Origin of the sequence: Streptomyces sp. NPDC058872, from assembly GCF_042743065.1 — a bacterium.
Taxonomy (GTDB): Bacteria; Actinomycetota; Actinomycetes; order Streptomycetales; family Streptomycetaceae; genus Streptomyces.
Genome location: NZ_JBHYMK010000083.1, coordinates 17,877 through 26,302, shown reverse-complemented (window position 1 = coordinate 26,302; position 8,426 = coordinate 17,877). Strand labels below are relative to the sequence as shown.

General features: G+C 71.4%; 3 protein-coding genes. All 3 read right to left on the bottom strand.

Annotation, left to right across the window (positions count from 1 at the left end; genetic code table 11):
* Nucleotides 1–113: 113 nt before the first annotated feature.
* On the bottom strand, nucleotides 114–5,405 hold the full coding sequence (pulA, locus tag ACFW22_RS32925) for a pullulanase-type alpha-1,6-glucosidase (protein WP_386411837.1): 5,292 nt from the start codon (nucleotides 5,403–5,405) through the stop codon (nucleotides 114–116).
* A 79-nt stretch (nucleotides 5,406–5,484) separates the two neighbouring features.
* Nucleotides 5,485–7,182 carry a carbohydrate-binding module family 20 domain-containing protein gene (locus tag ACFW22_RS32920; protein ID WP_386411835.1) on the bottom strand — a complete coding sequence of 566 codons (1,698 nt, stop codon included), beginning with the start codon at nucleotides 7,180–7,182 and terminating at the stop codon, nucleotides 5,485–5,487.
* Nucleotides 7,183–7,323: 141 nt separating this feature from the next.
* Nucleotides 7,324–8,426: LacI family DNA-binding transcriptional regulator (locus tag ACFW22_RS32915; RefSeq protein ID WP_386411833.1), on the bottom strand; the 1,103-nt coding region annotated here is incomplete at its 5' end.

Here is an 8,426-nt window from a genome sequence, read left to right as displayed (position 1 = left end):
CCGCGGGCGGGGGGTCCGGGGGGCCCCCTATAGACCGGCCCGGGGGGTGCGGGGGGCCCCCGGGGGGGGGGGGCCCGGGGGGGGGGCCGGGCCCCGGCCCCCGGGGCCGCTGGTCAGTTGACCGCCTTGAAGACCGCCACCGTCCGGGCCGGCACCGTGAAGGTGCCCGAGGCCGGCTCGTACGCCGACGCCTTGACCACGGTGTCGGACCCGCCGGCCTGGACCGGGTGCAGGCGGTAGCCCTTCCCGGCGAGGTCGGCGACCCGCTGTGCGGTGTCCCGTGGAGTCGCGTTCAGGACGACGACCAGGTCGCCGAGGCGCATGGTGATGACGCCCGGCGTCTCGTCGGGGCCGGAGAGCGGGAAGGACAGGGCCTCCTGGACCCGGTCCGCGGTGGCCAGGGAGAAGACCGGCTCGGTGGTGCGGATCCGCTGCAGGTCCCGGTAGGCGGCGGAGGCGGCGTCGATCTGGGCGCAGCCGACCGTCAGGGCCGGATTGACGAGCAGCGGCTTGCCGTAGGACCACTTGGCCCGGTTGTCGGCGGCGGGCGGCAGGCCGCGGCCGAAGCCGTTGCCGTCACGGCAGTCCCAGTGGATCGCGTTGAACCAGTCGCCGCTGTCGTACGAGTTGCGGTCCAGGGACTTGGAGCGCAGCAGGTCCGATCCGGCCTGGGAGAGCGCGGGTCCCTGGGAGAGGGTGGCCGTCGCCATGGCGAGGACCTGCATGCGGGCGCGGTCGGTCGGCGAGGTGTCCGCCGGGAGCTTGAAGGCCAGCGCGTCGTACAGGGACTCGTTGTCGTGGGCGTCGACGTAGGCGAGGGCGTCGCCGGGGGCCGCCGCGTATCCGGCGGGGGCGCCGTTGTAGTCGACTTCGGAGCCCTTGACCGTGCGCCCGGAGGTGTCGGTGAAGGTGTACGGGGCGAGGTTGCCGGTCAGGCCGACCTTGATGAGGTCCTGGTCGTGCAGGAGGCGTGTCCTCTGCTGCTCCGGGGTGCCGTTGGCGGCGGACGCATTGGGGTCGGTGTAGAGGCCGGAGGCGAATCCCTGGAGGCCGGGGTCCTCGTCGAAGGGGCCACCGCCGCGGACGGCGTCGCGGGCCCGGTCGGAGAAGGTGGCGATGCCGGTGCCCGCCATGTTCTTCTGGGTGGCCTGGACGAAGCGGGCGTCGTCGGCGACCTCGCCGAAGTTCCAGCCCTCGCCGTAGAGGACGATCGCCTTGCCGTCGACGCCGTCCTTCTCGACGGTCAGTGCGTCCAGCGCCTTGCGGACCGCGAGGATGTTCTCCTTCGGGTGGTGGCCCATGAGGTCGAAGCGGAAGCCGTCGACCTTGTACTGCTTGGCCCAGGTGACGACCGAGTCGACGACGAGCTTGCCCATCATGGCGTGTTCGGGCGCCGTGTTGGCGCAGCAGGTGGAGGTGGCGACGGTGCCGTCGTCCTGGAGGCGCTGGTAGTAGCCGGGCACGATCTTGTCGAGGACGGACTTGTCGGACTGCCCCGCGGCGACGGTGTGGTTGTAGACGACGTCCATCACGGTGCGCAGGCCGTCGCCGTTGAGGGCCTGGACCATCCGTCGGAACTCGACCGTGCGGCGGGTTCCTTCGGGGTCGGTGGCGTAGGAGCCCTCGGGAACGGTGTAGTGCAGGGGGTCGTAGCCCCAGTTGTAGGCGTCCTTCGCCGCCGCCGCGGCGACGCAGGCCTGCTGTTCCTCCGAGTCGGGGGCGTAGACCTTCAGGTCGCAGGCCGGGACGGTCTGTGCGGACTTCTTCTCGGGGATGGTGCCGATGTCGAAGGCCGGGAGGAGGTGGACGTAGGAGGTGCCGGAGGCGGCGAGCTCCTTCAGGTGGCGCGAGCCCTCGCTGTCCCGGTCGGTGAAGGCGAGGTAGGTGCCCCGGTGATCGGGCTTCGCCGTGGGATCGGCGATCGAGAAGTCACGGATGTGGAGTTCTTGGATCTGGGCGTCCCGCAGGGGTGTGGCGGCGGGCTTCTCCAGGGTCTTCCAGCCGGCGGGGGCGAGCTTCGGGTCGCTGAGGTCGACGACCAGGCTGCGGGCCGAGTCGGTGGTGAGGGCGGTGGAGTAGGGGTCGGTGACCCGGTTGGTGACGAGCTGCTGGACGCTGGGGGCCCAGACCTTCACCGCGTAGCGGTACGGCTTGCCGGTCCAGGTCCGGGGTCCGGTGACCGACCAGACGCCGGAGGAGTCGTCGCGCCGCATGGGCACGGTCCTCCCGTCGATGTCGAGGGAGACGGACCGGGCGGTGGGGGCCCACAACGAGAGGGTGGGGCGACCGCGGTGGAAGACGGGCCCGAGGTCCGCCCGGGTCGCCTTCTTCGCGTACAGGTCGTCGAGGATCCCCGCGGTCTGCACGCCGGTGGCGGCGAGCAGGGCGCCGTTGGCGGCGCGCTGGGTGGCGATGAGCTGGCCCCGCAGGGATTCCCGGACCCGGTCGGCGTCGCGCGGGTCGACGGTGAAGGCCGGGTGGTCCTTGAGGTGCGGGTGGGCCGCCTTCTGTTCCTCGCTGAGGGCCGAGGGGGTGAGCCGGAGCCACTGGCCCTCGGTGTTCAGGGCGCCGTCGGTGACGGCGATCCCGCCGTTCCGGGCGTACACCAGCTGCTGGCTGGTGGCGTCGGTGGCCTTCACCTTCCAGACGACGGTGTTCCGGTCGATCCACTGGGCCTCGGCCTTGCCGAGGTCGAGGTCGGGGGCTCCGCCGGTGGTGGGCAGGAGGTACTCCGGCTGTCCGGCGAGCAGCCAGACCTCGTGGCCGTGGGCGGCCAGGTCGAGGGACTGGTCGGTGGGCAGGTCCTTCTGGTCGCCCCGGTGGACGATGTACGACAGCGAGGTCGCCCCTGCCGCGAGCGGGACCTCGTAGACGGCGCCGTACGCGTCGACGCGGGTCGGCATCAGCGGCTTGGACCAGTCGGTGGGCTGGGCGGCGCCGGTCCACAGGTGCAGGCCCCAGCCGTCGTAGGCGCCGTCCTCGCGCCGGTAGTGGAGGACGGCCTTGCCCTCGTCCTGGGGCACCGGGGCCGGATCGGCGTCGGACTGGCCGTCCTGGCCCTGTGCGATCCAGACCTCGCCGGTGCGGCCGAGGTTGATGCTGCGCTGCGGACCTTCGGCGGTGCCGTCCTTCTCCACCGTGTAGGTGAGGCTGGAGGCGCCTTCGGGGACCTTGACCCAGGCGAAGGCGCCGAAGGCGTCCCGTCCGGTGAAGGCGGTGTCCTGGCCGGCGGCCTTCAGCTGCCAGCCGTCGTAGGCGCCGTCCTCGCGCCGGTAGTGCACGACGGCGTGGGTCCGCTCGACGGCGACCGGCTTCTCCGCTGCCGGGGGTGCGCCGGCCGTGGTGGTGGCGAGGGCGCTCGCGGTGCGGCCCGCGGCGTCGACGACGACGGCCTTGTAGCGCAGGGACGTCCCGGCGGGTGCGGTGACGTGCTGGGTGACCTTGTAGGGGGCGTGGTCGGCGGTGCCGAGCGTCTGCCAGCGGCCGTTCGCGACCTGGGCGGCGAAGACGACCCGGTTGAGTCCGCCGCCGTCGACGTCGGCGCTGATCTCGACGGTGCCGGTGGAGCCGGCGGCCGGGGCCTTCAGCGACACGCTGGGCTTCGTCGCGGGCGCGGGCAGCGGGCCGTCGGCCTTGAGGACCAGGGAGGAGAGGGCCGGAACGGTGAGGGTCACCTTCCCGTCCTCCGCCGTGACGGTCCCCTGACCGCCGTAGAGGGCGTGGAGGGCGGCGGAATCGACGGGGACGGTGACGGTCCGGGGGGTGGTGGAGCCGTTGGCCGCGACCAGGTACTCGGTCCGTGCCTTCGGGTCGGTGCGGGTGAAGGCGTAGACGGAGCCCTCGGCGAGGCGCTCCTGCTGGACGCCGTCGCGGAGGGCGGGGTTCTCCCGGGTGAGCTTCGACAGTGCGGCGATCGACGTGTAGAGCGGGTGGGTGGTGTCGTACGCGTCGGTGGCGTGGGTGCGGTCGGTGCCGAGCTGGTCGTCGTCGAGGTAGTCGGCGGTCTTCGAGGCGAAGAGGGTCTGTCGGGCGTCCTTGTCGCCGCCGGGGCCGGTGAAGCCCTGTTCGTCGCCGTAGTAGATCACCGGGTTGCCCCGGGAGAGGAACATGAGCTCGTTGGCGAGGCGGTCGCGGCGGACGAGTTCCCCGTCGGAGGCGTTCGGGTTGTCCTGCCGGAGGAAGGTGCCGATGCGTCCCATGTCGTGGTTGCCGAGGAAGGTCACCTGCTCGTAGGCGTTGGCCTTGTCGGTGGTGTACCGGTAGTCCTCGGCGAAGACCCGGGCGAGTCGGTCGGCGCCGGCTCCCTGGGAGGCGAAGGCGCGGGCGGCGTCCTGGAAGGGGAAGTCCAGGGTGGCGTCGAGCCGTCCCCGGGTGACGTACGGCGAGGTGACGGCGGTGTCGGCGGAGTAGACCTCGCCGAACATGAAGAAGTCCTTGCGGCCGCGCTTCTTGGCGTAGGCGTCGAGGGCGGTGGCCCACTGGGTCCAGAAGTCCAGGTCCACGTGCTTGACGGTGTCGATGCGGAAGCCGTCGATGTCGAAGTCGCGGACCCACTTCTCGTAGATCCGCTTCATGCCCTCGACGACTTCGGGACGCTCGGTCCAGAGGTCGTCGAGCCCGACGAAGTCGCCGTACTCGGCGGACTCCCCGACCCAGGTGGAGTCGCCCCGGTTGTGGTACATCGTCGGGTCGTTGAGCCAGGACGGGACCTTGCCGCCGGTCGTCGTCGGGGTGTACGGGAACGCGTCCGCGTCCACCTTCCGCATCCCGGTCCGGTCGTCGAAGGGGCGGCCGGAGGCGTCGAGGTAGGGGTAGGCGCCCTTGGGGCGGTAGCCGTACTTCTTCTCGGCGTAGTCGACGGTGTCGGCGGTGTGGTTGGTGATGACGTCGAAGAAGACCTTCATGCCCTTGGCGTGGGCGGCGGCGATGAGTTCCGCCAGGTCCTCGTTGGTGCCGAAGTGCGGGTCGACCTGGGTGAAGTCGGTGATCCAGTAGCCGTGGTAGCCGGCGCTGGCATCCGCGCCGGTGCCCTGCACGGGCCGGTTCTTGAAGATCGGCGCCATCCAGATGGCGGTGGTGCCGAGGCCCTTGATGTAGTCGAGCCGTTCGGTGAGGCCCTTGAGGTCGCCGCCCTGGTAGAAGCCCTTGTCGGACGGGTCGAAGCCGGTCTCCATACGGCTTCCGGTGAGGCCGCCGCGGTCATTGCCGGTGTCGCCGTTGGCGAAGCGGTCCGGGAGGACGAAGTAGAACTGCTCGCGGGTGAGGTCCTGGCGGGCGGGCTGTGCGGCGAGCGCCCGGTCGGAGGGTGGTGCGGGCGGGCGGGGCGCGGCCGTCGCGGGGACGGCCGGCACCAGGGCGGCGCACAGGGCGGCGGCCAGCGCGACCGCCGTTCTCTTGCGTATCACGGGGGTGCTCCCTGGAGGAGGGACGGGGGAAGGGGTGCCGGGGCCGCCCCGGTGGGGCGGCCCCGGCGGAAGCGCGGGATCAGTTGCGGAAGGTGTCGTTCAGGACGACCTGGCCCGAGGCGGGCACGGTGGCGGTGCGGTTGGCGCCGGACTCCCAGGTCACGTTTCCGGCCTCGTCCTTGCGGACGTACTTGTACTCGAAGGCCGTTCCGGCGGGCAGGGACACCGTCAGCTTCCAGACGGGGTACGCGGCCGGGTCGAGCTTGAGGGCGGCGGAGGGGGCCCAGTTGCCGAGCTCGGGGCGGTTGCCGGTGACGTAGATGTTCTGGCCGAGGAGCGTGGTGGCGTTGACGTTGAAGGAGGCTCCGGCGGTCGCGGGCGGCGGGGTGGTGCCGCCTCCGCAGCTCGTCGCGTTCACGTGCAGGGCGACGGCGGTGTTGGCGCCGAGGGTGGCGGTGAACTGACCGGCGGAGTTCACCGTCACCGCGGTGTCGCTCTGCACGTCGCAGTAGGTGCCGGCGGGCAGGGAGGTCTGGAAGGTGCGGCTGAGCGGGGAGGACTCGTGGTTGATCGCCACGTACGCCTTGGATCCGCGGCCGAACGCGATCGCGTTGTTGCCGTTGTCCCACCAGTTGGTGACGGCCTGTCCGCGGGCGGTGTTGCGGAAGGCCACCATGGAGGAGATCTCGCGCCAGGCGTGCTGGCACTTCCAGCCGTCGCTGTAGCAGGCGTTCACCTGACCGCCGTTGGGCGGGCCGGCGTCCTTGTCGGTCCACTCGTAGCCGGAGTGCACGTCCGGGGAGCCGTAGGGCCAGGCCAGCATGAAGACGGAGGCGAGGGTGTAGTTCGCGCCGTCCTTGTAGCTGAGGGTGTCGCCGCCGCGCTCGGTGTCGTGGTTGTCGACGAAGACGCCGGACTGGCCGGAGGGCATGTAGCCCCAGGCCTCGCCGAAGTTCTTGAGGTAGGAGAGCTTCTCGCCCTGCAGGACCCTCTTGAGGTCGCGGGCGTAGCGGAACTCCTGGACGTCGCCGTTGCCGAGGTACTCGCTGGGGGAGACGGCCTCGCCGGCCCCGTAGATGGCCTCCTGCTTCCAGTAGGCGGAAGGATTCGTCAGGCGGGACTTGATGGCGGCGAGGTCGGTGGCCGGCATGTGCTTGGCGGCGTCGATCCGGAAGCCGTCGACGCCCAGCGAGAGCAGGTCGTTGAGGTAGCCGGCTATCTTCCCGCGGACGTAGTCCTCGCCCGTGTCGAGGTCGGGGAGCTGCACCAGTTCGCAGTTCTGGACGTTGGCGCGGTCCTGGTAGTTCGAGATCGTGGCCCGACAGTCGTCCATGTCGGCGCCCGAGTAGAGGCCGGGGTAGTCGTACTTGGAGAACGGGGTCCCGCCCGTTCCCGTGCCCGAGCCGTTCGCCATGTGGTTGATGACGGAGTCGGCGACGACCTTGACGCCCGCCGCGTGGCAGGTGTCGATCATGTTCTTGAAGGCGGTGCGGTCGCCGAGACGTCCGGCGATCTTGTAGCTGACGGGCTGGTACGAGGTCCACCACTGGCCGCCCTGGAGGTGCTCCTGGGGCGGGGACACCTGGACGTAGCCGTATCCCGCGGGGCCGAGGCGCTCGGTGCACTCCCGGGCGACCGAGGCGAAGTTCCATTCGAACATCACCGCGGTGACGTCCTTCTCTCCGGGCGGGGTCGCCTGTGCCGGGGCGTTGCCCGTGACGGCCACAGCGGCTCCCGCCACGAGGGCGAGTGCAGCGGCCACGGTCTTTCTGGCCATGCTTCCTCCTGATACGACGTCGGTGTCGCAAGACGTAGGACTTAGCAAGAAGTTGCCGAAAGCTTCAGCAACTATTTTCAGCCGTGACCGTACGAGCGCGGGGGTGCCCGGTCAACCCTCCGGACACCCCCGCGCAATTTGTTACGGAAGGACTTGCAACAGCCGGTCGGGCGGCTGCGCCGTGGAACCGCGCACCACCAGCTCCGGCTGGAAGACGAACTCGGTGCGCTGCACCGGGTTCCCCTCGATCTCTTCCAGGAGTGCGCCGACGGCGGCCGTCGCCATGGCCTGCACGGGCTGGCGGACGGTGGAGAGCGGCGGGCTGGTGAAGGCGATGAGCGGCGAGTCGTCGAAGCCCACGACGGAGACGTCGCCGGGCACGTCGAGCCCCCGGGCCCGGACGGCCCGGATGACGCCGAGGGCCATCAGGTCGGACCCGCAGACGATGCCCGTGCACCCCTCGCGGAGGAGGATCTCGGCAGCGGCGTGGCCGCCCTCGACGCCGAAGAGCGTGGGCCTGATGAACCGTTCGGCCTCGGCCCGGTCGATGCCGAGGAGTTCGTACAGCTCGGCGGTGAAGCCCTCCGCCTTGCGCCGCGAGGGCACGTACCGGGTGGGACCGATGGCGAGGCCGATTCGTTCGTGGCCGAGCTCGACCAGGTGTCGGACGGCCATCCGGGCGGCGGCCCGGTCGTCCGGGGAGACGAAGTTGGCGTCGATGTGTTCGTTGTAGCCGTTGATGAGGACGTGCGGGACGCCCCGGGCGGCGAGCCGGGCGTAGCGCGCCGGGTCGGCGGTGGCGTCCGCGTGCAGCCCGGAGAGGAAGACGATGCCGGCCACCCCGCGCTCCACCAGCTGGTCGACGAGCTCGTCCTCGGTGGCGCCGCCGGGCATCTGGGTGCAGAGCACCGGGGTGTAGCCGTGCCCGGCCAGGACCTGTTCGACGACCTGCGCGAAGGCCGGGAAGATCGGGTTGGTCAACTCGGGCACGACGAGGCCGACGAGGCCCGCGCTCCGGCGTTTGAGTCGGACGGGCCGCTCGTAGCCGAGCACGTCGAGCGCCGCGAGCACCTTGTGGCGGGTCGCGCCGGCCACCCCCGCCTTGCCGTTGAGGACCCGGCTGACGGTGGCCTCGCTGACCCCGGACTGGGCCGCGATGTCCGCGAGCCGCGGGGGGGCGGTCGCGGCGCCCCGGGGGCGGGGGGGGGGGCCGCCGCCCCCCCGGGGGGGGCGGCGGCGGGGCC